The organism is Vibrio mediterranei (assembly GCF_900088415.1).
Taxonomy (GTDB): Bacteria; Pseudomonadota; Gammaproteobacteria; order Enterobacterales; family Vibrionaceae; genus Vibrio; species Vibrio mediterranei.
Genome location: NZ_FLLQ01000001.1, coordinates 488,088 through 511,942, shown reverse-complemented (window position 1 = coordinate 511,942; position 23,855 = coordinate 488,088). Strand labels below are relative to the sequence as shown.

20 protein-coding genes are annotated in these 23,855 nt (G+C 43.4%); 7 read left to right on the top strand and 13 right to left on the bottom strand.

Going from position 1 to position 23,855, the window contains the following annotated elements:
• Positions 1 to 20: 20 nt before the first annotated feature.
• From nosR to VME0621_RS02315, 3 genes are all read right to left on the bottom strand, one after another.
• Positions 21 to 2,138: a transcriptional regulator NosR gene (gene nosR / locus VME0621_RS02325; protein ID WP_062459168.1), complete on the bottom strand. Its 2,118-nt coding sequence runs from the start codon at positions 2,136 to 2,138 to the stop codon at positions 21 to 23.
• A 252-nt stretch (positions 2,139 to 2,390) separates the two neighbouring features.
• Positions 2,391 to 4,013: a peptide ABC transporter substrate-binding protein gene (locus VME0621_RS02320; RefSeq protein WP_062459165.1), complete on the bottom strand. Its 1,623-nt coding sequence runs from the start codon at positions 4,011 to 4,013 to the stop codon at positions 2,391 to 2,393.
• A gap of 376 nt (positions 4,014 to 4,389) precedes the next feature.
• Positions 4,390 to 5,007 carry a TfoX/Sxy family DNA transformation protein gene (locus VME0621_RS02315; RefSeq protein WP_082795516.1) on the bottom strand — a complete coding sequence of 206 codons (618 nt, stop codon included), beginning with the start codon at positions 5,005 to 5,007 and terminating at the stop codon, positions 4,390 to 4,392.
• A 444-nt stretch (positions 5,008 to 5,451) separates the two neighbouring features.
• Here VME0621_RS02315 and VME0621_RS02310 point away from each other — a divergent pair, with 444 nt between their 5' ends.
• Together VME0621_RS02310 and VME0621_RS02305 are read left to right on the top strand one after the other, a co-directional pair.
• Positions 5,452 to 6,120: a hypothetical protein gene (locus tag VME0621_RS02310; protein ID WP_062459160.1), complete on the top strand. Its 669-nt coding sequence runs from the start codon at positions 5,452 to 5,454 to the stop codon at positions 6,118 to 6,120.
• A 117-nt stretch (positions 6,121 to 6,237) separates the two neighbouring features.
• Positions 6,238 to 6,618, top strand: coding sequence for a nuclear transport factor 2 family protein (locus VME0621_RS02305; RefSeq protein WP_062459157.1), 381 nt, complete (start codon positions 6,238 to 6,240; stop codon positions 6,616 to 6,618).
• Position 6,619: 1 nt separating this feature from the next.
• Here VME0621_RS02305 and VME0621_RS02300 read toward each other — a convergent pair whose 3' ends face one another.
• From VME0621_RS02300 to VME0621_RS02285, 4 genes are all read right to left on the bottom strand, one after another.
• On the bottom strand, positions 6,620 to 7,864 hold the full coding sequence (locus tag VME0621_RS02300; protein WP_062459154.1) for a quaternary amine ABC transporter ATP-binding protein: 1,245 nt from the start codon (positions 7,862 to 7,864) through the stop codon (positions 6,620 to 6,622).
• On the bottom strand, positions 7,864 to 8,757 hold the full coding sequence (locus tag VME0621_RS02295) for an ABC transporter permease (RefSeq protein ID WP_006070440.1): 894 nt from the start codon (positions 8,755 to 8,757) through the stop codon (positions 7,864 to 7,866). The genes VME0621_RS02300 and VME0621_RS02295 overlap by 1 nt, the downstream gene beginning before the upstream one ends.
• A 167-nt stretch (positions 8,758 to 8,924) precedes the next feature.
• Positions 8,925 to 9,935: an ABC transporter substrate-binding protein gene (locus VME0621_RS02290; protein ID WP_062459151.1), complete on the bottom strand. Its 1,011-nt coding sequence runs from the start codon at positions 9,933 to 9,935 to the stop codon at positions 8,925 to 8,927.
• A gap of 91 nt (positions 9,936 to 10,026) precedes the next feature.
• Positions 10,027 to 10,908 (bottom strand): DMT family transporter, encoded by an 882-nt coding sequence (locus VME0621_RS02285; RefSeq protein ID WP_062459148.1) that lies wholly within the window; start codon positions 10,906 to 10,908, stop codon positions 10,027 to 10,029.
• 93 nt (positions 10,909 to 11,001) lie between these two features.
• On the opposite strand from VME0621_RS02285, the gene VME0621_RS02280 reads away from it, so the two are divergent.
• Positions 11,002 to 11,883, top strand: a complete 882-nt coding sequence (locus VME0621_RS02280) for a LysR substrate-binding domain-containing protein (protein ID WP_062459146.1) — start codon at positions 11,002 to 11,004, stop codon at positions 11,881 to 11,883.
• 47 nt (positions 11,884 to 11,930) lie between these two features.
• Here VME0621_RS02280 and VME0621_RS02275 read toward each other — a convergent pair whose 3' ends face one another.
• The 4 genes from VME0621_RS02275 to VME0621_RS02260 form a co-directional block, all read right to left on the bottom strand.
• Entirely contained in the window at positions 11,931 to 12,827 is an 897-nt protein-coding gene (locus tag VME0621_RS02275; protein WP_062459144.1) for a hypothetical protein, read from the bottom strand.
• Positions 12,828 to 12,991: 164 nt separating this feature from the next.
• The gene (locus tag VME0621_RS02270) at positions 12,992 to 14,191 is read right to left on the bottom strand and encodes a porin (protein ID WP_062459141.1); all 1,200 of its coding nucleotides are present in this window, start codon (positions 14,189 to 14,191) and stop codon (positions 12,992 to 12,994) included.
• A gap of 412 nt (positions 14,192 to 14,603) precedes the next feature.
• A complete protein-coding gene (locus VME0621_RS02265) occupies positions 14,604 to 15,836 on the bottom strand; it encodes a porin (RefSeq protein ID WP_062459138.1) in 1,233 nt (410 codons plus the stop codon).
• Between the two features lie 344 nt (positions 15,837 to 16,180).
• On the bottom strand, positions 16,181 to 16,579 hold the full coding sequence (locus tag VME0621_RS02260) for a hypothetical protein (protein ID WP_062459135.1): 399 nt from the start codon (positions 16,577 to 16,579) through the stop codon (positions 16,181 to 16,183).
• A gap of 96 nt (positions 16,580 to 16,675) precedes the next feature.
• On the opposite strand from VME0621_RS02260, the gene VME0621_RS02255 reads away from it, so the two are divergent.
• The 4 genes from VME0621_RS02255 to VME0621_RS02240 all read left to right on the top strand — a co-directional run bounded on the left by VME0621_RS02255 (position 16,676) and on the right by VME0621_RS02240 (position 20,581).
• The gene (locus tag VME0621_RS02255; RefSeq protein WP_062459133.1) at positions 16,676 to 17,602 is read left to right on the top strand and encodes an aldo/keto reductase; all 927 of its coding nucleotides are present in this window, start codon (positions 16,676 to 16,678) and stop codon (positions 17,600 to 17,602) included.
• Between the two features lie 184 nt (positions 17,603 to 17,786).
• Entirely contained in the window at positions 17,787 to 19,085 is a 1,299-nt protein-coding gene (locus VME0621_RS02250; RefSeq protein ID WP_062459131.1) for a peptidoglycan DD-metalloendopeptidase family protein, read from the top strand.
• Positions 19,078 to 19,728 (top strand): DUF1007 family protein, encoded by a 651-nt coding sequence (locus VME0621_RS02245; RefSeq protein WP_062459128.1) that lies wholly within the window; start codon positions 19,078 to 19,080, stop codon positions 19,726 to 19,728. The genes VME0621_RS02250 and VME0621_RS02245 overlap by 8 nt, the downstream gene beginning before the upstream one ends.
• Positions 19,721 to 20,581, top strand: coding sequence for a hypothetical protein (locus VME0621_RS02240; protein ID WP_062459125.1), 861 nt, complete (start codon positions 19,721 to 19,723; stop codon positions 20,579 to 20,581). Before VME0621_RS02245 ends, VME0621_RS02240 begins: the two co-directional genes overlap by 8 nt.
• A gap of 3 nt (positions 20,582 to 20,584) precedes the next feature.
• Here the strand turns inward: VME0621_RS02240 and selD are convergent, their stop codons facing one another.
• A complete protein-coding gene (selD, locus tag VME0621_RS02235; protein WP_062459122.1) occupies positions 20,585 to 21,628 on the bottom strand; it encodes a selenide, water dikinase SelD in 1,044 nt (347 codons plus the stop codon).
• A 129-nt stretch (positions 21,629 to 21,757) separates the two neighbouring features.
• On the bottom strand, positions 21,758 to 23,509 hold the full coding sequence (locus VME0621_RS02230; protein WP_062459120.1) for a sigma 54-interacting transcriptional regulator: 1,752 nt from the start codon (positions 23,507 to 23,509) through the stop codon (positions 21,758 to 21,760).
• Positions 23,510 to 23,855 lie beyond the last annotated feature (346 nt).

Here is a 23,855-nt window from a genome sequence, read left to right as displayed (position 1 = left end):
GTACTGAGATACCTCGCCACTTAAGGGATTTCGGTTACTGGGATATCAGCATTTCTCTGTTTCCGTTGTTTATATGCCTGTTTTTTCAATGGTGGACATTTACCATCGTTGGAATAGGTAATTTGGCAATCTAGGCAGTAGTGGCATTCGCGCATATTAATTTCACCATTGGGGTGAATTGCCTGAATCTCGCATTCTTTCGCGCAAATTTTGCAAGGTGAGCCGCATTCAGGGCGACGTTTGAGCCAGTCAAATAGACGAATACTGTTCGACACTGACAGTGCAGCCCCTAATGGGCAAAGGTAGCGGCAGAAGGTTTTGCGATTGAAAATGTTGACTGAGAGCAACAGGACTGCCCACAAGACGAAAGGCCATTCACGGTCGAACTTTAGAAGGAACGTTGTTTTAAAAGGCTCTATCTCCGCAAATTGTTCGGCAAGTGCGAGAGAATCCAAAGAGAGTGCAAACAGACCAAGCAATATTAGATACTTAATTGCCCAAAGTCGTTCATGAATGGCCCAAGGAAGTTCAAACTGAGAGACTTTTAAGTATCGAGCACATTGGTTGATAAGTTCTTGAAGCGCACCAAATGGGCATAGCCAACCACAATAAACTGCACGCCCCCACATTAATATGGTAACGGCCGCAGCACACCAAAGAATGAAGATAACGGGGTCGAGCAAAAAGAGATCCCATGAGAATTGTGTCATCAGCGCATTTAGGAAGGTGAATACGTTTACCACAGAGAGTTGACCACCCCAAACCCAGCCAATAAACACGACGGTGATGACCAAGAAACCATGGCGAAGACGATGCATAAAGGTCGGGTGCTGAACCAAAATATCTTGGAAGAAAAGGATGAGTATTAATGTGCTAATAAGTGCAAAAAGTACGATGACTTTTACTTTATTCTCGAGCCAAACTTGTTGCGTCAAAGAAAGTTCTGGTTTGATAACAATGGGTTCAGGTGTATCAACGTATTCAGATAGCGGCGCATATTCACCTTTAAAGCTGGTAAACACACTGTCGATGGCACCTAATTGGCGACGTACAAGTAGCTCAATTTGCCAGCTCGCACCGGGGTCGAACTCATGATGCGCTTGTACCCTAAAAATAGACATTTCATGAAACTTTGGTGCACCGGGAATGTACAGATCCAAAATTCGACTGTGGTCTAAATCACGAAAAGAAATTTCGTTGTCATTTTGATGAACTTGAAGTCGGTCAAAAATCCCACCTCGGACATAACCTGAACCTTTATATGAGTAACCATTACCAAAAATCGCAATTAGATGTTCATCTGGCTTTAGATCTTTGATTAGCCATTGGTATTCCTGTTCGCCAAATAGGTTTTTACCGATTGTTGGGATGTCAGCTAATGTGTAATACAGCTCAGCAAAAGTTTGCTCAGTTTCATCATCTTTAACGCGTTCAACATTTTCTGCCTCGGTATCATTAAATGCCTCTTGAACGGCTCCTTTACGAATTAATAGCTTTCGAATTGAACCGTCTCCAGTCAACTCAAGCCAGTCTTTCACAGAGAAGAGGTCGCGTTTTATGGTGGATTTTGGCTGAATAATATTGCTAGCGGGTTTCACAATTCCGAGTGACTCGGCAACTTTTGTGGCAGCTTTAGTTATAGCGACATTCATTACCATTACTGTGACTGTAGCGCCGGATAGACCATCGATAGGAACATAGTTTGCGTTTTCTTTACCACCTACTTTAATGCGGTCTTTAACCGATAACCCGACGTATTGATCGCTAAACTCCCATAATTTGCTTTCAGGAATACCAGCTAAAATGATGGGCTCATGATGCTCTAGTACTTTTGATGCCAAGTACTCACCGTGAGGGTCGATGATAACAAGCATATTCACGGGTTCGCCAGAATAGGCAGGAATACTCGCAATATCATTGGTCTCGAAAGCATACCCGATAATATTGTCATCCTTGCTAATCGTTCTGACTAAAGGCTCGCCTTGTTTTTCAGAGATAGATGTAAGGTCGGGGAACACTTGCTGTATGAGAGGGATTGGGTCTTTTGGTGGACTGACAAATAATGCAAAGCTGTCGAAGCTTACGAAAAGAAGTGCGAGTAACTGGCACACTAGAACTCGGGTAAATTTCCTCTGCATAAGCGCTCCCTAGCCATCCGTCCTAGTGGTTACCAACAATTAACAACACAATATTTTGTGCGTTAGTGTTAGTAGAGATGCGGTTAGACTAGAGGCTGGTTAACACTCTGTTTTTGATTTAAATCAATGTTGAATAAAATGAAAGCTATCAATAGATGAAATGTTGCATGTGTTCACATAAATGTAAGAAATATTTAATGGCATAATCGGTAGAATCAGATGAAGTCTACCGATTATGGATATAAATGCAGACTAAGGTGCTACAAAGTACATATCTTTAGCGTAAATATTGCCCTTCGGGTTATTAATAGGGAAGCCCTTCAGAGTATTTCGAACCAGTCGAGTATGCTTGTAATAGTAAAGCGGAATAATCGGTGAGGCCTCGGCTAATATGGTTTCTGCTTGGTTGAACAGTTGGTAGCGCTTGGCTTTATCTGCGGTTACGCTAGCACGTTGCATTAGCTCATCAAATTTCGCATCACAGAAGCCACTTTCATTTTCAACGTGGTTGCAAGTGTATGAAGCTAACACCGAGGAGGGCTCAGCGTAATCTCCAAATGACCATGAACGCGCTATCTCAAAATCTCCTAAAGATTTAGCTGAGACATACGCTTTCCATTCCATGTTCTGTAGGTGAACTTTGACGCCAAGCGGCTTCCACATAGAGGCGAGGGCCAAGGCTATCTTTTTATGGTTTTCACTGGTGTTATAAGTCACCGTAAATTCGAGCGGCTTGTCTTTGTTATATCCAGCTTCTGCTAACAACTGTTTTGCCATTTCCAAACGCTGCTGCATGCTCTTATCGCTGTATGCCATATGTGGAGCATCGTAATTTGGAATGATAGATGGAACGGGCGTATAAGCAGCGACTTCTCCTTGACCAGTTATCTTCTCAACCAGTATGTTGCGGTCGATAGAAACGGTAAGGGCTTGTCGAACTTTGGCGTTATCGAACGGCGCTTTTTGGGTGTTGAAGGAGTAGATGTACGAACCAAGTAGTGGCAACCCTTGGATTTGAGATGGATCTTCTTTAATCAAACGTTGATATTGCTCCAACTGAATTCGGTTGGTCATATCAATCTCACCTGATTGATAACGAACCAGTTCAGCATTTTGAGAAGCAAGACCAAGATAGGTCACGCCATTAATGACAGTGTGTTGGTCGTCCCAATATTGTGGGTTACGTTCCACTTCAACATACTCATTAGGTACCCACTTGACCAACTTATAGGCACCATTGGTGACCATGTTTTCTGGACGAGTCCACTGGTTACCGAATTTAGTTACTACCACTTTAGGAAGAGGGAAGAAGGTCTTCACACTCATTAAGCTCAAGAAATACGGTGTTGGTTTGGTCAATTTTACTTCAAGTGCAGTGTCCGTCAGCGCTTTTACACCCAACTCAGAGGCTTTAACGTCTCCCGATAAGATAGCGCCAGCATTAGCGATGTTGGCGGTCTTGAAGTAGTGTCCAGTGTTGTTACCCGTACTAGGATCTACCGCGCGTTGCCAAGCAAAGACAAAGTCTTCTGCTGTTAGCGGTGAACCGTCAGACCATTTAAGATCTTCTTTTAGTTGGAAAGTCACTGTTAAACCGTCGTCGGAGACACTCCAAGACTTGGCTTGGCCTGGAATCATTCGCCCATTTTGGTCCTCGATAATTAATCCTTCGAACATATCGTTGGCAATAATGTCGCCCGGCATGCCCGAATTAACGAAGGTTGGGTCGATAGTGCTAGGCTCGGCTCCATTTCCTCTAACAAGATATTGCTCATTTGCTAATACCGTCCCATCCGGAACATTGGCAGAGAGTGCATGAAAAGACGTCGCGATAAGTAAAGAGGCAATGGTGAGGGGGAGCGTTTTTTTGTTCATTGAGTACATCCTATACGTAAAACTTTGTCCGTAATAACTCCCATTTATAACTAAAATTGTCTCCTATTTAAACAACTTAACTACAATTAACCGCAATAAATTTAATGATTTAATTTACAAATTAGTACAGTGGAGTGTGATTTGGGTCGGGTAGCCTACATATGACGGGGCTTGATCTACATTTCGAAACAATTGGTCATCTATTGAAGTGGGTTTGCAATCACTTGATAAGGTTATTCGCTATCGAACCACTGAAGCACGTGGTTTAATAACGGCATGTGCTTAGTTGTCCTGTCCACTTTCAATTAACACATGCATCCAACATAGACATTGTATTAATATTTTGCCCTGCAGCATTTGGCCGCAGGGCGTTTTTTTAGTGAGTAAGATAGTCAGAGCTGGCTTGGCGAGAAAGCGTCTCACGCAATGTCTCAGGGAGGATGCTCCAATGTATGCCTTCCAACGCACCAGCGATATAAAACAGTAAGTTGATCCCCGGTTGTTTATCGTGGCTACCACACACCGCTTTATACGCATTCACAGGACCTTGCTCTCTTAATTCATCAATCGAGTGGATACCCGCCTTACGTAACATTCGTTCCGTTTTATATTGCATATTAGGAAGGTCTTTGATTCGCGTGGGCGTTTCTTTACGCTTTTTTTCTTCCAAACCTACACTCCAAACTTCCTCGCAGAGCTGTGCTATTTGTTTATCGCAATGCTTTACCGCTTCAGGAATGGAATAGTAACTAGAAAGGCTAGGGTAGTTGCGAGACGATGAGCGCCAGTGAAACTCGTATGGCGTACACCCTAATTGCGAAAACTCGTCCTTAAACTTACTATTCGGTGCTCTAAGGTAGAGCTTGTTGCCCTTTATTAGTGCAAACATTACACCATTAGACAGAACGCCTTTCCCGCCAAATACAGAACGGATGCTTATCTCTTTAAGCTCAGTGTACGCCTGTATTGAGTCTACAAAGTTATCTAACATCATCTCTCTCCTTGAATGTGTTACGAATAGGACAATTTGCGCTTTCGATAAGAAACTGTGATTACAACTGCATTAATTGTTCCAGATTCTTAGTCGTTACAAATTTTGTGAGAGTGAGGTTGGAGTTATGGTGCGGTTAGAAGCGATTTTGACGTAAAGGTTTTTCACTGTTCATAAAACTGAAGCGCGACTTTGTTAAAACATGAAGTGGCAAACCGTGAGTAGCGAATAGGTTAAGTTCTAGATTTGATCCAAGTTTGAGACAGATTAGTTTTCAGTCGGTTTACTACTTACTTGAATAATGAATCGCGACTACATTCAGTAGACTACGTGTTCAGAACGTTTGTTGGTAAGGCTTTACTGAGATGGCTTGAGTTTGGAGTATAGGTAACTGTTTTGGGTTGTCGAATGCTGCAATGCAATTTCTGAATATCGTGAGGAGTGGAAATGCTAGAGCCTTGTACCGTTCTAACATGGACTGATAATCAATTGATAACGTCCGATACTTCGTGGGTTTTGACCCATCATCAGTACTACCCTCGTTGCGAACAACCCGTAACAACTAGGGCTCTTTGTGAGTTAGATATCTATCTTAAACGATACCAATACTTCACCGAACCTCGTGGTGTCGTTGACCCTAGATTTCCCATTTTGGCCTTTTCATATGGAGAAGGCAGAGAGGTTAATCAACTCATTGCAGAGCAAGTCATTACTATTATGCTCCGTCAGCCAAGGATTCAAGCTATCCTGCAATGGGAAATCTGCGACATTGTTCTAGACTCTCAGCCAAATTTTAAGTCGCGCGTTACTTCCATTCAGTTCGGGCATAATGAGACTTATATGACAACAAAAGAAGTCGCTTTGAAGGCTATTCAGTATACCCAAGTTCGCAAGGTGAATATTGTTGCTCAACTTTGGCATGCAAGCCGCTGTATTCGTCAGGCAGAAGAATGTGGTTGGCACTGTATTTCCTTGCGGGGTGTCGATGCTTTTGCTCCAACTGACCCACAGCCATGGGTTCGCCATCCGCTGTATTGGTTGTTAAAAGAGAGTCGCTATCGTTATACCGAGTCTCGGGAGGGCAATTTCGTCATTCAACCAAGGACGACGGTATAGCTGACGTTATACCATTCGCTTCTTCTCAGTCTTAGTTCTCAAAATTCACTGAGCTGTATATGTATACAGTTATTTCTGCGTTAGATTATCACCAGTAACAACGTGGAAGGTAGATTTATGGAAAACGTTAAACAGATAGTTGAAGCGTATTGGCGTGCAATGGAAGGGAATGATTTCTATTATGCGAGTGAGTGTTTAGCAGAAAGTATTGAAGTTCATTGGCCTCAGTCGAATGAAAAAATCGTGGGAAGAGAGAACTTTGCTGCGGTAAACACTGAGTATCCCGCTAATGGGTTGTGGCAGTTTGATATTATTTCTATTGTTGCAGAGGGTAATACGGTCGTTACCGATGTTAATGTCACTGATGGAAAGATCAAAGCAAAAGCCATTACGTTTCATACCGTTGAAAATGGAGAAATCGTCAAGCAAGTAGAATACTGGCCGGACGATTATCCGGCGGCAGAATGGCGCAAACGCTGGGTTTGCGCCATTAGTTAGGTTAGGCTGCGCCCTTTTTTGGCTCGGACGTTTCCTCTTCCGAGATTTCGTTTTCGCTGGTGTTATCACTTAGTACATCAGCAAGCGTTGACTTAGATAGGTGGCCTTGAAGGTCGCCGTTGTCATCCACAACCGGAAGAGGGTGATCGTTATCCAGCGTTTCTGGAATCACTTCCTCCAACAAAGCATCGCTTTTCACCGCAGGAACATCATCCAACATCTCATCAGGAATTTCCTTATGGTAATCAGAGCGCTCAACTTGCTCTAACGCTTCTTGAGTAATGACTCCTTGATATCCTTCGTCAGTGACAACGTAACCATAATCGTGTTTTGAACGACGCATTTGTGTCAACGCTTCACCAAGAGTTTCGGCAGTAATGCGCGAAATAGGAGGCTGCATCACTGTCTCTACGGTTAACGCACGCGCACGATTAACGTCTTTAACAAAGGCTTCAACATAGTCGTCCGCTGGGTTTAGCAGTATGTCGACAGGTTTGTCTTGTTGAACAACCACGCCATCGCGAAGAATTGCGATGCGATCACCTAAGCGCAGTGCTTCATCCAAATCGTGAGTGATAAAGATAATGGTTTTGTGCAGTTTTTCCTGAAGTTCGATCAGCTGGTCTTGCATTTCGCTACGGATTAACGGATCGAGTGCTGAGAATGCTTCATCCATTAAAAGGATATCGGCATCGGTACAAAGGGCGCGAGCAAGGCCAACACGTTGTTGTTGTCCTCCTGAAAGTTGGCTAGGGTATTGTTCTTCATAGCCTTCTAAGCCCACGGTCTTAATCCATTCTTTTGCCTTGGCTAAGCGATCTGTTTTGCTTAAGCCTTGAATCTGTAACCCATACGCTACGTTGTCGATGACCGATTTATGTGGAAGTAATCCAAAACGTTGAAATACCATCGACATCTTATGACGGCGAAAATCTCGCAAGTCCTTATCGGATAGTTTCATCACGTCAGATCCATCAACGATAATCTCACCTTCAGAAGGGTCGATAAGGCGGTTAAAGTGACGAATCAATGTGGATTTACCCGAGCCGGAAAGCCCCATGACGACGAAAATTTCGCCAGGGTAGACATCAAGGTTGATATCTTGAAGTCCGAGAGTATGGCCAGTACGGGCTAGTAGCTCATCTTTGGTCTCACCGTCCTTGACGGCTTGCAAGTATGACTTATCTTTAGGACCAAAGATCTTATAGAGGTTTTTAATTTGAATAATTGGCTGAGGTTGAGTCATTATTCTCTTCCTCCTAAGTGAGCTTGGGTACGCTTAGCGTAGCTTTGAGAAACGCGGTCGAAGATGATAGCAAGTGCCACGATCGCTAGACCATTTAAAAGACCTAAAGTGAAGTATTGGTTGGTAATGGACTTAAGCACCGGTTGGCCCAATCCCTTCACCCCAATCATAGAGGCAATGACCACCATGGCGAGCGCCATCATAATGGTTTGGTTGATACCTGCCATAATATTTGGCATTGCCAATGGAACTTGCACGCCAAACAGACGCTGCATCGGACTTGCGCCGTACGCAGTAGCAGCTTCAAGAACTTCTTTGTCTACTAAGCGAATGCCGAGATCTGTCAGTCGAATCACTGGCGGAATGGCATAAATGACGACGGCAATAACGCCCGGAATTTTACCAATGCCAAGTAGCATGACCACGGGTATCAAATAAACAAAAGCTGGCATGGTTTGCATAATATCGAGTATCGGAGTGATCACGGCTCGTGCTTTCTTAGACTGAGCCATAATTATACCGGTAGGTATTCCGAGCGCGATGGCGACAAAGGTGGAGACGAGAATAATACTCATGGTTCGCATGGTATTGTCCCACATTCCGAAGAAGCCGATTAGAAAGAATGCAATACCAACAGAAGCACTAAGCTTCCATGAGCGGCTGGCTAAGTAGGCTAGGCCGACCAAAATACCGAGGATGAGCCACCAAGGGCTAGAAAGAAGCAGCTTTTCAAACCAGATTAAAAAACTTAAGAGAGGGTCAAAGATGGATTCTATGGCGTCGCCATATTCGCGAGAGAAGTCGCGATAAGCACCGTCGAGGGTTTTACGAATATCGAGTAGTTGTTTTCTATCGAGCTGAGGTATTTCACTCAACCAACTGGCATTAGACATCTGTTACTCCTTGATTACTTCTGCCATTTAAGAAGATCCCTAACTTAGGGATCTTCTTTTAGTGTGATTGACGCCAACGAGTGCCATCATGGCGAGTGTTGGGTCAATCTCTGACTCTAATTTGCCTCTAAATCCGAAGAGGCAATCCTTCTAGAGCTTTATTTCTTTTACAGTGCATCAACCGCTTTTTGTACTTTTGCGGCTACGTCTGGTGACAGCCATGCTGCCCATGTATCTTTGTATTCCTTCATAAAGTGCTCAACGGCATATTCACCATCCGCTTGCTCGTCTTCCATCCAAGCAAGTAGGCCATTCATTTGAGCATTGGTAAATTCACGCTGTTTGAAATACGCCATCGCTTCTGGTGACTTCTTCGCAAAGCTATCGGTAACAACCGTCTCAACAGCTGAAGGTGGGTACATGGTTGGTTTAGGATCTAGACATTCCTCTTGGGTAATACAGTCTTTAAACATGGTCTCGTCGACACCGCTGCCAAAGTCTACTTTGACCATTTTGTATTTACCAAGAACCGCAGTCGGTGCCCAGTAATAACCAAACCACGCTTCTTCGCGTTCATAAGCTTTCGCAATCGAGCCTGAAAGACCTGCACCTGAACCTGGGTCGACCAGTTCAAATCCCGCTTGTTCCATGCCTAGCGCGTTGAAGAGATTACCGGCTGAAATTTGGCAATTCCAACCTGCTGGGCATGTATAAAATGCTGATTTACTTGGATCTTCCGGGTGTGTGAACTTCTTCGCGTTGGCGAGTACACCTTCGATCGTTGCGAGAGAAGGATCTTGTTTGACCATATACTCAGGAACCCAGAACCCTTCTTCACCGCCATCGGTAAGTGTGGTTCCTGCGTATTGAATCTGACCTTCCTTAACACCGAGATCTAAGGCTTCACGCATTGAGTTACTCCAGAACTCAGGTGCGATATCAGGTTGTCCTTTTGAAATCATGGATGCGCCTGTTGGCATGGTATCGCCGGGAACAAGTTCTGCATCACAGTCAAAACCGTGTTCCAGAATAAATTTATCGATGTTGGCGATGAGTGTGGCTGAATTCCAGTTCATGTCAGCGATAGTGACAGTACCACACTCGTTTGCGGAGGCTGTTTGAAGACTTGATGTAGCTAAAAGAGATGAGAACAATAACGTCCTAGTTAAGCGTTTCATAGTGATTTTCCATTTCAGAGTTCGCTATTAAGTATATGAAATGGAAAAAATATTACAAATTACATTCACAAACTGTTCACATTGCTGTGACCTAGCTTTCAACAATCGCGGTCTCTTTATGCATTCGTTTGCGTTTCTTCTCATGTTTGGTTAACCAGACAATAGGAACGACAATCATCAAGGTACCAATTGCCATAAAGATATCGGGGACTTCACCAAACCACAGCAAACCCACTGCCACTGCGCCAATCAAACCGCTGTATTCTGCACTGGCGATTTTGTTGCTATCCACAGAACGATAGGTCAACACGCAGGTCGCCGCATAAATCAAAATAAAAGTGCTTGAAGCGGCGGCCACAGGAAACGAGCTCCAATCCCAAGGTTGACCTTCCATGTATGCCAAACATAACGAGACTGGCATTCCAACAAGGTTAGTGACGAGTAACGTGTGTACGACGGATTGCTGTTTAGGTAGCTTGCGAATTAATAGGTTGTTTACCGCAATAGTAAGCGCAACCACTAAGGCCGATAAGGCGGCAAAGTCGACTTGGTCAGGCCTTATAATGACTAACACACCGGCAAAGCCCATAACCGCTGCCGAGATCGTTTGGCGCGAGAGTCTCTCACCGAAAAACAGACCAGCTAAAGGTAGCATCATCAGCGGCGCTGCATAGAAAATAGCATTAGCTGTTGCCAACGGCATCGATGAAATCGCGTAAACCATAAATATGGCCCCAAACAACCACACGTGCGCGCGCAGTGCATGCCACTTCAAACCTTCAGTGATGTTTTTTGGTTTACTAAATAGGAAAAAAGGCAACAAGATCAGAACCGCTGACAACTGACGGAAAAAGACAAACTGAAATACAGCGACGTCATTACCCACACTTTTAATTAGTGCGTCTGACAAAATAGCAATTTGATTACCAAATACGAGCAAAAGCATCGCTACGCCGACGGTCATTGGTTTCATGTTTATCCTCCTCTTCCTCTTTACGAGAGCATACGAGATGACCTAGGATGAAGTGAAATGATAAATATTCACTTAGTATGAGATATTTAGATAATGAAACTTCCTCCGTTACGTGCCGTCCATTGTTTCGAATCTGTAGCAAGAAACCTCAGCTTTTCACTTGCCGCTGAAGAGCTCAATGTGACCCAAAGTGCCATCAGTCATCAGATTCGTTTATTGGAAGAGTATTTAGGCGAAGTGCTGTTTATTAGACAAGGGAGAAAGCTGTCACTTTCTCAAATTGGTGAAAGCTATTTGGAAGAGATTAGCCCTGCCGTTGCGTCTATTGCGAAGGCCAGCCAGAGAATTAGAGAAGGGGAGCGTGGCACGATCCGTTTGGCGCTATACAGTTCGTTAGCCGTAAAGTGGTTGATTCCAAGGTTGTCTGATTTTAAGCGCCTATATCCTGAAATCGAGCTGACACTAAACATGGTAGCGGAAGATCCTGAGTTATCAGATAACATAGGTGACTGCTTTATTACTGTAGAGAAACCTAGAAGGAATTTTGTTGCCGAGCCTTTATACAACGAAGTTCTCTACCCAGTTTGTAGCCATAAAATCTGGAAAGAGATAGATGGAAAAAACCTTCCTGAGGCGTTGTGGAACTATCCCATCTTGTCGACGGATTCTGTATTCAGAGAAAGAGGTAAAGACTGGCTAAAATGGTGTCAAGCAGGTGGTATTACCATGCCAAAAGACCTTGATATGCAGCACTTCAGCCATATGCTGTTGGCCGTAGAAGCGGCGAAGTATGACCAAGGAATTACGTTCGCTAATGGTTACATGATGACTGAGCGAGACTTACAAGATTTGGTCGTGATCCCTTCACATGGATTAGAAACGGGCGACAATTTTTATTTCGTTTACAAGAAGAGTCGTGCCCGACAGCCGGAAATCAAGAAACTGGCTAGTTGGCTACAACAGCAGTGTGGTTAGCGTTCTCCCTAGTTCGATTAGGAAGAACGCCTGGCGTATTTAACGTATTAGGCCGGCTCTTTCACTTGCTTAGTGGCAAGAAGTAGCTCATTGACTTTATTGATAGAGAAGGTTTTGTCGACCGCCAAGGTGAACTCGCATAATCCTACTTTAATAATGAGCGAGTTTAGCTCAGGGAAGTGAGGATGAGGTTCTAGCGATACATTTTCAATCAAGCCTATTCGAATAAAGGTGTGACCGAATTTATAGTTGGCATCTTTAACATCGATAATGTGTTTACCTTGGTTAGCGATAATCAAATCAACGCCATCGGTCATAATCATTGAACGTAACAGTTTGTACTGCACGAAATTATGGTAAAGATCCATGATGCTCGTGCGTTTTCTCTCTGTGAGCATCATTTCGCTTTGGTAAGCCAGGATGTGCAGTGGCTCTAATAGCTTTTCGGTGCCGCAATAGAAACTGTAGGTTACTTTGTCCAACAAACTCGCGTCATTTAGTTCTGTAGAAATAGGGTAACTGGTTCTAGGAGAGACAATTTCACGCAATAGTTTAATCACATGGCTGGCAACATCTTGAGATACGAGATTGTATTTGATGATCATCTCGCCTTGAATCGATTGAAGGCCAATGTAGTTGTCGAGCAAGTCACCACCATGAGTGAGGAACAACACATCGGTGTACCACATTTTCTCCGCTTGAATCCGTTCACCATCAATCTTCAAATGCATGATGAAATCTTGTTGAATGATGACAACTTCGGGATAAAGCAACATGCCTGGCTTCATATTTCTACGCTCTTGATGCACAGGAATCTTAAAACTGTATACCGCGTCTTCAAAGAAATGCTGCTGTTCTGAGAATTGGGGTGGAATGTCTTCTTGCGATTTTATTTCGATCAACCAGGGGCCAAACTGGTCATACTCTTTCTTTAGATCGTACATACCTACCTTCCTTGTTGTCTATTATTTGCTCAATATAACTCTATGTAAAATAATAGCAGGTTGTTGTGATCTTACTCGAAAGACCATCAATAAATGATGATGGTTTGAATGGTGTTATGTTGTGGAGCAGAAGCTAAGCTGCTCCACTTCGTTTGTCCCTCGTATTAAAACAACACTGCCGCGCCTAAGAAGAAATGATTGGATGAACCGCGATAGTCGGTTGGTTGATTCGTATTCCAATTTAACGTGTCGTTGAGGGTGACATCGTCTCTGTAACCCTCAACATAGATTTCTCCCCACGGGACAGGAGCCCAAGCTGCACCTAAATTAATCATCGCCACTTTAGTATTGGTCTTGTTAGCCAAGTCATCTTTATCTAACGCCCATTCATAGCTGCCATAGAGACGGATATTTTCGGTGACATATAGGTTTGCACCTAGACCAACATTATCCGTGGTACCTTTGAACGCCGGATTGGTTGCACCATCTTCGGACATAAATCGTTCGTAGCGTCCGGAGACAGAGAGTAATCCCTCAGCAAAATGATGTTCAAAAGCAATGGCATACTGCTTAATGGTTGCATCCGTTGCGGTCAGGCTGGCACTTGGGTCTGGTATGCCAAGCAAGTCGATAAACTCGCCATTAATATGATTGGCTTGGTTATATCCAGCCGCTATGTAAGTACCGAAATCAAAAGTATAGGTTGCAGCGACACCAAAACCATTATCTATGGTGATAGTAGGGCGCGTCTCAACAGGCGCATATACGGAGCCAAAGTTAAGGCCATTACCAAACGAGATTTGGTCCTCATTACGACTGGCTTGATACTGCAGTCCAACATAGTAATTCTCTGACTCTTTTGACCACACAACAGTATTCTTTGTTCGTCTGCTACCCAGCTCATCAGACTGCATCATATTTAGGCCACCAGCCCAGTATGCGTAATAGCCCTTGTCTGTTTTCATGTAAGGGCTTTCTTGGCGACCAATAGTTACTTGTCCGTAAATATCATGGCCGAAGCCAACATAGGTTTGGCGCTGCTGTAATGCAATGTCCGATGTATCTGATTGAGTACCAAAGTTAACATCCCATTCCAGTTTCACGAGGCCTTTAAAGTGCCCATGGGTATGGGAGATATCGAAGCCCAAATATGAGCCAGGATCTTCTACGTGGATAACATCGCTATTGTAGTTGTAACCATTGGCGTTACCCATAGCAGTAGCTGAGTTGTAATCATAACGGCTAAGCTGCGCGGCTATTGCCCCGTAAATTGATAGCTCGGTACCTTCATCGTTGTAAAGCTCTATTGCATTGGAAGAAAAAGTTGCCAAAAGTGCTAGGAAAATAGGGTTCAGTTTAGTCATGTTTCTTAAGCTTATAATTAGGTTGCAAAAGTCTCTGCCTACGTTTTAAACGCTAGCATTTCATAGTATTTAATTATCTTTTCTAAATTTTGTTATGTTTGAATTTGTTATGTTTTTGTTTAGGTTATTATGTCCCTCTTAATTGATTTGTTGGCTGACCGGAGTTTAATTAAATGGCGTGGAATTATTCATGGTACAAATCACAACTTATAGTTTTATGAGTTTTTATGTAATTAATTAGACTATGGTAATGACTGTTACTTATAGAATTAATGAATGGATTAGGGTTGAGGGGAGTAAAGAAATCTGTCGCTGATTTAGGTATGTTGAAATATCAGGAGTGAAATGTGGTTGGAATGTAAACATGCCTCCAGAAAAGGAGGCATTGAATAGGTCACGTTTTAGTCACTGTTTAGAAGAAAACGGCTGCGCCTAGGAAGAAGTGAGCGCCTTTGGATTCAGTGTCTGCTGGAGCAGCGCCAGTCTCATAGTTAATGCTGTCGTTAAGCTGTACGTCATCGTAGTAACTTTCTAGATACACTTCACCCCAGGCGACTGGCGCCCAGCCAAAGCCGATATTGTATATATTTGCTTCAGATTGCGTTTTACCTGTCAGGTTGTTGTTTTCTTTAGCATATTCATAACTTCCGTAGATTCGCATTGATTCCGTAAAGTAGAAGTTAGCACCTAATCCGAAGTTGTCAGTTTTACTGTCGAAGATTGGGCTGTTACTACCATCTTTTGCTTCGAAGTGCTCATATCGTCCGGATACAGAAATCGCCCCATCCATAAAGTGATGCTCAGCAGCCAACGCATATTGTTTCACTTCAGCGTTGTCGGCTGTACCAGTGGCGCTGCCTAAGATATCAATGAAATCACCATTGATATCATTCGCTTGGTTGTATGCAGCAGATAAATAGGTACCGAAGTCAAACGTATACGCTAAAGCGCCGCCGAATCCATCTTTTATTTTTATCTTTGAACGAGTTAAGCCATTCGCGTCGATCGAGCCACCGACGATAAAGGAACCAAAGTTTAACCCGTTACCGAATGCAATTTGCTCCACATCACGTCGCGCTTGATATTGCAATCCTACGTACAAATTATCGAAATCATTTTGCCAAACGACAGTATTCGGAGAACGACGACTACCCAGCTCGTCAGACTGCATCATATTGAGACCGCCAGCCCAGTAAGAGTAATAGCCTTTGTCTGTTTTCATATATGGACTTTCTTGGCGACCAATCGTCACGGTACCAAAGTCCTCGTGGCCGAAGCCAGCGTAAATCTGTCTTGCGGTAAGTGCCTCTAAACTATCTCCATATCCATTAACGTCTGTTTGAGTCCCGAAATTAACATCAAACGCTATTTTGGCTATACCTTTAAACTTTCCTTGTGTATGACTGATATCAAATCCAACATATGACCCTGGATCTTCGATAAATGTAGAGTCACCGTTAAGGCCATAGGCATCATCTGACCCCATTGGTGTTGATTTATCATAATCATACTTACTCACTTGTGCAGCAATCGCACCATACATAGTAAGTTCAGTGCCTTCGTTATTATATAATTCGATAGCGCTAACTTGAGAGGCAGCAAATACACTTACAGCTAATGTAGAAAGTTTGAATAGACTTTTCATAGTTATTCCTTTTTATAATTTCCGTTTTTTTGGATAAAAGAATCCCCATTCAAAAATAAATCTATTTTTGAATACCACTATTAGGGGACATAATTTGGAGCAGATTAATTAATCTTTGTTGATGGTTTCCTACTTTATTAATAAATGCGTTATTTATATTTAGTGTAAGATATTTTTTTCAAACATGTGTTTAACCTCGGTCACATTTATAGGACCGATGATTACTCATGTATGAGCTAGGCACATAGAAGGAGGGGTGTACTTTTTATAAAACGAATAGTTGTTAATGAAATGTTACTCTTAGTGGTGTTTAGGTAATAAGGTTGATGGATTTTTGAGTGGATTCATAACTCAGCAAGCGAAGTCAGTAGTCGTTTCATGCCTGATTGGTCCAAATATCCATCTGGCTTTTTGGTCGCGCGTAAATATTGATAAGCAGTGATGAGCTTACGATGCTCGAAAATGTCCTTTTCAGCCAGCCGAGTGCCGATAACGGCATCGTAGGCCAGTTGGTAGGCTTCCATATCAACAACTTCGGCCTGGCGGTACAGATATCCGCATCCTGTCGCTAACCATTCGAGTGAACAGTTGGCTTTCATGGCGATTTGGTTTGCTTTTGCTAAGCTTGGTTCACTACCTTTTAAGTATTTGCGAATGAGTGCTTCTGATAGCTCGACACGCCGAGCAAATCCGCTAACACTCTCTTGTCCAATCAATTCTTGTAGTCTGTCTGCAAAGCTCACAACTTCGTACTCTAGTTCGTTTTTTCGAAGTTTACCCGTTGAGAGCTAGGTAAAACAAGCATAGGATGTTGGCAGACTTAAATAAGGAGATAACCAATGGTTTCGAATGTTACAGCTGTTTCGAAAGTGACAATGGCGCCAAATGGACCAGAGTTTTCAGAACTGGTTCAGGGGTATTGGCGATTAGCCGATTGGGGAATGACACCGCAACAACGTCTGACCTTCCTTAAACAGCATATTGAACTCGGTGTTACTACTGTTGATCATGCTGATATCTACGGTAACTATGAGTGTGAACGTTTGTTTGGTGAGGCGCTAGCACTAGATAGTTCAGTCCGTGAACAGATTCAAATCGTCTCTAAATGCGACATCAAACTGTGCTCAGATAAATATCCAGGTCGTAAGATCAACCATTACGATACCAGTGCAAAACATATTTATGAATCAGTAGATAACTCGTTACAACGCTTGGGCGTAAACGAGCTAGATGTGCTGTTAATTCACCGTCCAGACGTTTTAATGGATGCTGATGAAGTTGCTGATGCGTTCAATGAACTATACAAGATTGGTAAGGTCAAACACTTCGGCGTTTCAAACTTCTCGCCACGCCAGTTTGAATTACTACAATCGCGTTTGAGCAAGCCACTAGTGACTAACCAAGTAGAAATTAATCCGCTTAATTTTGAAGTGGCTCATGATGGTACGCTAGATCAATTGCAACAACTTCGTGTGTTGCCAATGGCGTGGTCAACACTTGCTGGTGGAGAAATCTTCAACGGCAAATCGGAACAAGCAAAGCGAGTCCGAGAAGAACTTGAGGCAATTCGCACTGAGGTAGGAGCGGCCAGCATCGATCAAGTGATTTATGCCTGGGTTAAGCGTCTTCCTTCGAATCCTTTACCTATCATTGGTTCAGGTAAAATTGAACGAGTTAAGGCAGCCGTTGCTTCACTAGAGATAGAGCTTACTCGTGAACAGTGGTTTAGAGTTTGGGTTGCAGCAAAAGGTCACGGTGTGCCATAGACCCCTTAATTTGCCCTCATTAAATGACGAAAACCTTGCTGTGATTCATGGCGAGGTTTTTTTCTAACAATCGCTGACTTGGCGAATAATGCTTACTGTGATACATATTCTGACACAAACGGTATTTATTATCAGCCAAGGTGATGTTATAACATAACAATTGTGTTTTAGTTATTGTTATCTTATGAAGTCTCCACGATACGTCTTGTTTGCTATCGCTGCTGTCTCTTTTTCCCTCGCAGCATATCTCTCAATAGAACAAGAACAGCCTCAGCCCGAACCTGTAACCATTAAAATTACACCATACAAATCTACGCTCAATAGCCCTGAAACTAGCGCTCCAACCCAAACGACATCGCTGCAAGCAGAAAAGCCTGACCTTGCTAAAGTGCATTACATCGTTAAAGTTGGTGACTCGCTAAGCACCATTTTCAATGCCTGGGATTTGTCGTATAACACCCTGCAAAGTCTACTAGAGGCCGATTTAAACTCGCTGAAACTCGATACTATTAAGCCCGGCGATCACCTAGAAATGGTGATAGATCGAACGACTAACCAGCTCAAGCAATTGACCTATCATGAGAGTTTGGTGGAAAGGGCAGTATATAAACGCTTGGAAGATGGCAGCTACAGCTATGAATTTATTGAAGAGCAAGGTGAGTGGAAAACACATCTCTTCTCTGGAGAAGTGGTTGGCAGCTTTTCGAGCTCGGCGCATAAAGCAGGATTAACGATCACACAGATCGCCAATATTACCCGAGTCTTGAGAGACAAAATAAACTTCGCCAAAGATTTTAGAGCGGGTGATACCTTTAACATTCTGGTCAATGAGCAATACTTGCGTAACCATTTAACTGGGAACACCGAAATACAGGGAATCTCGATTACGATTAGAGGAAAGGAAGTTGCCGCGTTTCTGGCTGAAGACGGTCGTTTCTATGATCGTGAGGGTAACAGTTTAGAGCAAGCTTTTGACCGCTATCCCATTGCTAAACCATATAGAAGAATCACCTCACCATTCAACCCACGACGCGTTCACCCTGTCACTGGACGTATTTCACCACATAACGGAACTGACTTTGCAACGCCTGTCGGCACGCCTGTTCATTCCACCGGTGATGGTAAGGTAATTGCGGTGCGCAACCACCCTTATGCGGGCAAGTATTTAGTTATTGAACATAACAGTGTCTACAAAACACGATATTTACACTTGCAGCGTATTCTCGTGAAACGAGGCGATCATGTTAAACGGGGTCAGAAAGTAGCGTTATCCGGAGCAACTGGGCGCTTAACGGGACCGCATTTACATTTTGAAGTGCTAGTGCGAAATCGTGCTGTTGATCCAATAACAGCAAACTTGCCGATGGCAACGTCGATCCCAGCAAAAGATAAGCCCGCATTTATTGCGCGAATCTCGGAATTCGACCAACTTGTAGGCAACAAAGACCACAGTCGTATTGCTCAAGAAAAACGCCATGTTTAATCGGTTCGTATTGAAGTCTTCCTATTGGCGCAGAGTATTGGTTGTCGCTTTGGTGACGCTGTCGATTAACGCCAACGCACACCCGCATTCATGGATAGGCAACCAGTTAACGGTCAATGGCAAAGGGACATTGGTGGATAGCATCAGCATGGAGTGGGTGTTTGATCCTTTCACCAGTGCCTACGCGCTAGATGGTGACTTTTCAGTGTTTGATAGCGAAGAAACAGCGCATAAAGAAGCGGTAAGGTTGATGTCTAATTTATTGAATACGCATTACTTTACTTATTTGTATATTGATGGTGAACCGCTTAAGTTTCGTTTGCCAGAGGTCTATACATTAACTAAGCAAGGACGACGTATGGTACTGAATTTTACATTGCCGTTGTCGCGCGCTATTGACGTATCGACTCAGGAGCTGGATGTTCAGGTCTACGACAATACGTACTTCATCGATATTTCTTGGAAAGACCCGTCGACCGTTACGCTTAGTCCAGACGTGAGTGGCAAGTGTAGAACAACCCTTGAGACCCCAAGTCCGTCTCAAGAAATCCTTGATTACGCGAACTCATTAGGCATTGATGAACAAGGGGATGACGACCTTGGTGCTCATTTTAGTCAAAAAGTGAGCATACATTGTGAATAGCTTTAACCGCTGGATTCAAGCCTTAACGCTGGTGCTAATAGTGGTTGTTTTTGTCACAGTGATGGTGGGCGTGATAGAGAACATTGACTCCCTTCGATGGGCGTTTGTATCGATACAGCGTTCACTGCTAGAGCAGCTATCTGACTACTTGGATCTAGTGGATTCTGGCGACTGGAAGGCACTCATTATTACTGCGTTGTGCACCTTTGCTTATGGTTTTACTCATTCATTAGGACCGGGGCATGGCAAAAGTGCAGTGATGTTGCTCGCGACAAGCTCAACCCTAAGCCGATGGAAACTAGTTTGGTTAAGCCTACTTATCAATATGTTGCAAGCAGCAGTGACGATCTCCATTGTTTTACTTGCCAATCAGTTTCTATCTATTGGGTATCGGGCTTCCATAGGCTGGGTTGCATCCATCAATCAATTTGTAGGTGCTGGTATGGTGGTACTCGGCGTCGTCTATTTGATTAAAGGTTGTATCAAACAAAAACGGCCACACGAACCTGAAGTCAGTACCGTGGCGACATGGAATTTCTCAAACGTTGCATTATATGGATTGCGACCTTGTAGTAGCACGGCGTTGATAGGGCTTTTCAGTATGCTTTGGTTTGGTTGGCAACTGTCGTTAGGTTTGATGCTGGCGAGCTTTTTCGGCAGCTTTTTATCGTTAAGCTTAGTGGTAGTGTTCGGTCAAAGCGCTTGGTTTAAGCTGGAATCTTTACTTCATCGTCGACACAAAAACCAATGGATGTGGGGGTATGTCGCGGTTTTCGCTATTGCAAGCTTCTATATTATGGTTGGCTGGTTGTTTTGGGAGACAAGTGCAGTACAAATGTCTCCCATCTTGTGACTATTAACGTTCTATTTTAATTTGTGGTTGCTGACTATTGGCTGGCTGAGTCAGTGACCCAATTCTTGTTGCCGTAACACCACAACTTCTGCAGAAGTTCAGCATATCGTTTACGCCGCTCTTTTCTACCGCCAGAAGCAGGCCACCAGAAGTTTGTGGATCGCATAAGATGGCTTTGTCAAAGTCGCTTATTTCACCCAGCATGTGTTTGACTGAGTCATAGTTTCTATGGGTGCCCCCGGGAATGGTTCCTAAGTCAATATATTCCTCAACGCCAGGTAACAAAGGGATTGCAGGTAAATCGATATGGGCATCTAGATTGGAGCCATTACAGACTTCAGTAAGGTGACCAAGCAAGCCAAAACCCGTCACATCTGTAATAGCTTTTACTTGTGAAAACTCGGCGAGCTGTTGACCAATCACGTTGGACTCACACATCCATTTAACTGCTAGCCCTTTATGCTCTGGCTTAAGCTGCTTTTTCTTTTCAGCGCTGGTTAATAAACCGATACCTAGAGGCTTGGTTAAAAATAGATCACAGTCAGCGGTGGCTTTTGAATTTTGTTTGATTTGGTCTAATTTGCCAGTTCCGGTTACGGCTAAGCCAAATATCGGTTCTGGAGAATCAATAGAATGGCCGCCCGCAAGCTCAATACCTGCTTTTTGGCAGACGCTGCGTGCTCCCTCTATAACTTTTCCTGCAATCTCTGGAGCCAATTTGTCGATAGGCCAGCCTAAAATCGCCAGCGCCATAATTGGTTTCCCACCCATCGCATAGATGTCGCTAATAGCGTTAGTGGCAGCGATACGGCCAAAATCAAACGGGTCGTCAACGATTGGCATGAAAAAGTCGGTGGTACTGATAACGCAGTGTCCATCGCCAATATGATAAACCGCGGCATCATCACGGCTAAGGTTGCCAACGATTAATTGATCACTGCTTGGCGTAGGTGTGTAGGAGGCGAGAATTTGGTTAAGGACTTTAGGTGACAGTTTACAGCCACAACCGGCACCATGACTGTATTGGGTAAGCGCGATATTTTCCATAGCAACAACTCCGTACGTAAGTGAATTAGGGAGAGAAGCATCAATGGGGCAATAACCAAGTGCAGACTTGGTTATTACAGCGCCCCTTTTAGCTATTGAGAGCGTTCAACAAGAGATCGTTGAAAATAGTTAGCTATAGCACTTCTCGTTCAGACCATATTTTTTGAGTTTTCGATAGAGAGTAGCAATTCCTATGCCTAGTTCTTCCGCGACTAATTTACGGTTGCCTAATCGGCCAATTGCTTCTTCGATTCGGACTCGTTCCATGTCTTCTAAGCTCATTCCTGAATCCTGAATAGGGCTAGGTTTGGGTTCAGGCTGATGTGCTTCAAAGTGAGGGGGGAGAAGGTCAACATCAATCTGTTCGCCTTCCGGTACGATATTAATCAGATACTCTACTAAGTTACTCAATTCACGAACGTTGCCCGGCCAGTGGTAACTGGTTAAACAGCTCATAGCTTCTTCAGACATACCCGGGTAATTGGTACCCAGTTTTTGGGTATGTATGTCCATAAAGTGATTAACCAACAAAGGTACGTCACCTTCGCGCTCACGCAATGCAGGTAGTTGCAAAGGAATAACGTTAAGTCGGTAGTAAAGGTCTTCACGGAACTTGTTGGTAGCAATCATCTCGGCGAAGTTTCGGTTGGTCGCAGAAATAATTCGAATGTCTACTGGAGTAGCTGTGTTAGAGCCAATCGGCATGACTTCCCGCGCTTCTAGTACACGAAGCAGTTTCGCTTGCAACTGCATCGACATATCGCCGATTTCGTCCAGGAACAGTGTGCCGTTATTTGCGGCTTGGATTAAACCAACCCGGCCTTTGCTGGACGCACCGGTAAAGGCACCCTTGGTATAACCAAATAGTTCACTTTCCAGAAGCTGATCCGGAATCGCCGCACAGTTAATCGCAATAAATGGGTTTTGTGCTCGTCCACTAAGCTTATGTACTGCGTTGGCGATGACTTCTTTACCTGTACCACTTTCACCATTAATAAGAACACTCGATGGGCTCTTCGAAATGCGTGACATGAGTCCTTTCAGCTTTTGCATTTTTGCACTTTCACCGATGACTTCGGCAAATATGGCATTGGTCTCGTAAGGCAGGACAGGGTTATGTGGTTGGTAGAATGACATTAAGAATAATTTGTGACTTCGGCAATTGTAAAACTGACCGACTAATAATTCTTCTCGACGACCAATAGAAACAATATGTTGCTGTTGGTGATCATTACTACCGCGACATTGTGATAGAGGTCTAATATTTATTTTCTTTTCTGGTAGTTCCTGAATAGTAATATTTAGGTTAGCTAGGGCTGGTTGATTGCCATATTTAACGTAGTTATTTTCATCAAGAACTAAAACTCCTTGGTCCATATTGTCAATTAAGTTAATAAAGACATCTTCGAGGCCTTTATTTGGTGTTTGGTTTTCTGTGACTTTTGCCACAACAAGTTGCGCGGTATGTTTTATGTAGTCGGAAAAAAGCTTCGCATTGTCTTTAATAGTCTGTTGAGATTCTTCTGTAAAAGCGACAAGGCTCATTACGCCAATACAACGATCTTCAAGAAGAATAGGAACACCTAGGAAGGCAGTTTCTCGGCACGCATCCTTAGTTGTGCACTCGGCACAGAGCGGATCGGCTTGAGACTTGATGAGTGTTTTTTCTTCTTTTGTTTCAATGATGTATCTAAAAAGTCGTGAGCTGGCGTTGAGTTTTTTTCCAAAAAATTGGCTATAGGGGCCTGTTCCCGCGATACGGACCAAATCCGCGTCAACCACTTCAGCATCCACCTTGAGAACGGTAGACAGCATCTGGGTGAATCGGATGATGGTTGGCTGTATAGCCATGAGTTCGGAAGCGTTCTTAGTTTCAGGCATAATGTTTTAATCGTTATTAAGAGAATGACATTCTATTTTTAATTACTCCTTATGAGTTTGATTTAGGTCAGAGACAAATGTACACGCCTGTCAATTTTCAGAGCTTTGGTATCTGGGTCACATATTTATCAATACACACTTTTGAATAAATAAGCATTATTCCCATTTGATGTCAGAAAATGAGAATTTCTCGAAATGAGTCTATCAACCCGCGAGGCTATCAAATTGACAGTCTCACAATGATAATCTGCAATTTTCAGGTTTATAAATAAATTAACTTAGATTCGAGTATTTTATAGCTAAGATATATATCGCCTTTATATCAACCGATAAATAAAATCTCCAT

Excerpts from the sequence above, each read along its gene's own strand:
- VME0621_RS02275 (WP_062459144.1), bottom strand. The coding sequence starts at position 12,827 with ATGTACGATCTAAAGAAAGAGTATGACCAGTTTGGCCCCTGGTTGATC.
- VME0621_RS02320 (WP_062459165.1), bottom strand. The coding sequence starts at position 4,013 with ATGAACAAAAAAACGCTCCCCCTCACCATTGCCTCTTTACTTATCGCG.
- VME0621_RS02265 (WP_062459138.1), bottom strand. The coding sequence starts at position 15,836 with ATGAAAAGTCTATTCAAACTTTCTACATTAGCTGTAAGTGTATTTGCT.
- VME0621_RS02250 (WP_062459131.1), top strand. The coding sequence starts at position 17,787 with ATGAAGTCTCCACGATACGTCTTGTTTGCTATCGCTGCTGTCTCTTTT.
- VME0621_RS02270 (WP_062459141.1), bottom strand. The coding sequence starts at position 14,191 with ATGACTAAACTGAACCCTATTTTCCTAGCACTTTTGGCAACTTTTTCT.
- VME0621_RS02280 (WP_062459146.1), top strand. The coding sequence starts at position 11,002 with ATGAAACTTCCTCCGTTACGTGCCGTCCATTGTTTCGAATCTGTAGCA.
- VME0621_RS02295 (WP_006070440.1), bottom strand. The coding sequence starts at position 8,757 with ATGTCTAATGCCAGTTGGTTGAGTGAAATACCTCAGCTCGATAGAAAA.
- VME0621_RS02285 (WP_062459148.1), bottom strand. The coding sequence starts at position 10,908 with ATGAAACCAATGACCGTCGGCGTAGCGATGCTTTTGCTCGTATTTGGT.
- selD (WP_062459122.1), bottom strand. The coding sequence starts at position 21,628 with ATGGAAAATATCGCGCTTACCCAATACAGTCATGGTGCCGGTTGTGGC.
- VME0621_RS02310 (WP_062459160.1), top strand. The coding sequence starts at position 5,452 with ATGCTAGAGCCTTGTACCGTTCTAACATGGACTGATAATCAATTGATA.
- VME0621_RS02290 (WP_062459151.1), bottom strand. The coding sequence starts at position 9,935 with ATGAAACGCTTAACTAGGACGTTATTGTTCTCATCTCTTTTAGCTACA.
- VME0621_RS02230 (WP_062459120.1), bottom strand. The coding sequence starts at position 23,509 with ATGCCTGAAACTAAGAACGCTTCCGAACTCATGGCTATACAGCCAACC.
- nosR (WP_062459168.1), bottom strand. The coding sequence starts at position 2,138 with ATGCAGAGGAAATTTACCCGAGTTCTAGTGTGCCAGTTACTCGCACTT.
- VME0621_RS02255 (WP_062459133.1), top strand. The coding sequence starts at position 16,676 with ATGGTTTCGAATGTTACAGCTGTTTCGAAAGTGACAATGGCGCCAAAT.
- VME0621_RS02305 (WP_062459157.1), top strand. The coding sequence starts at position 6,238 with ATGGAAAACGTTAAACAGATAGTTGAAGCGTATTGGCGTGCAATGGAA.
- VME0621_RS02245 (WP_062459128.1), top strand. The coding sequence starts at position 19,078 with ATGTTTAATCGGTTCGTATTGAAGTCTTCCTATTGGCGCAGAGTATTG.
- VME0621_RS02315 (WP_082795516.1), bottom strand. The coding sequence starts at position 5,007 with ATGATGTTAGATAACTTTGTAGACTCAATACAGGCGTACACTGAGCTT.
- VME0621_RS02300 (WP_062459154.1), bottom strand. The coding sequence starts at position 7,864 with ATGACTCAACCTCAGCCAATTATTCAAATTAAAAACCTCTATAAGATC.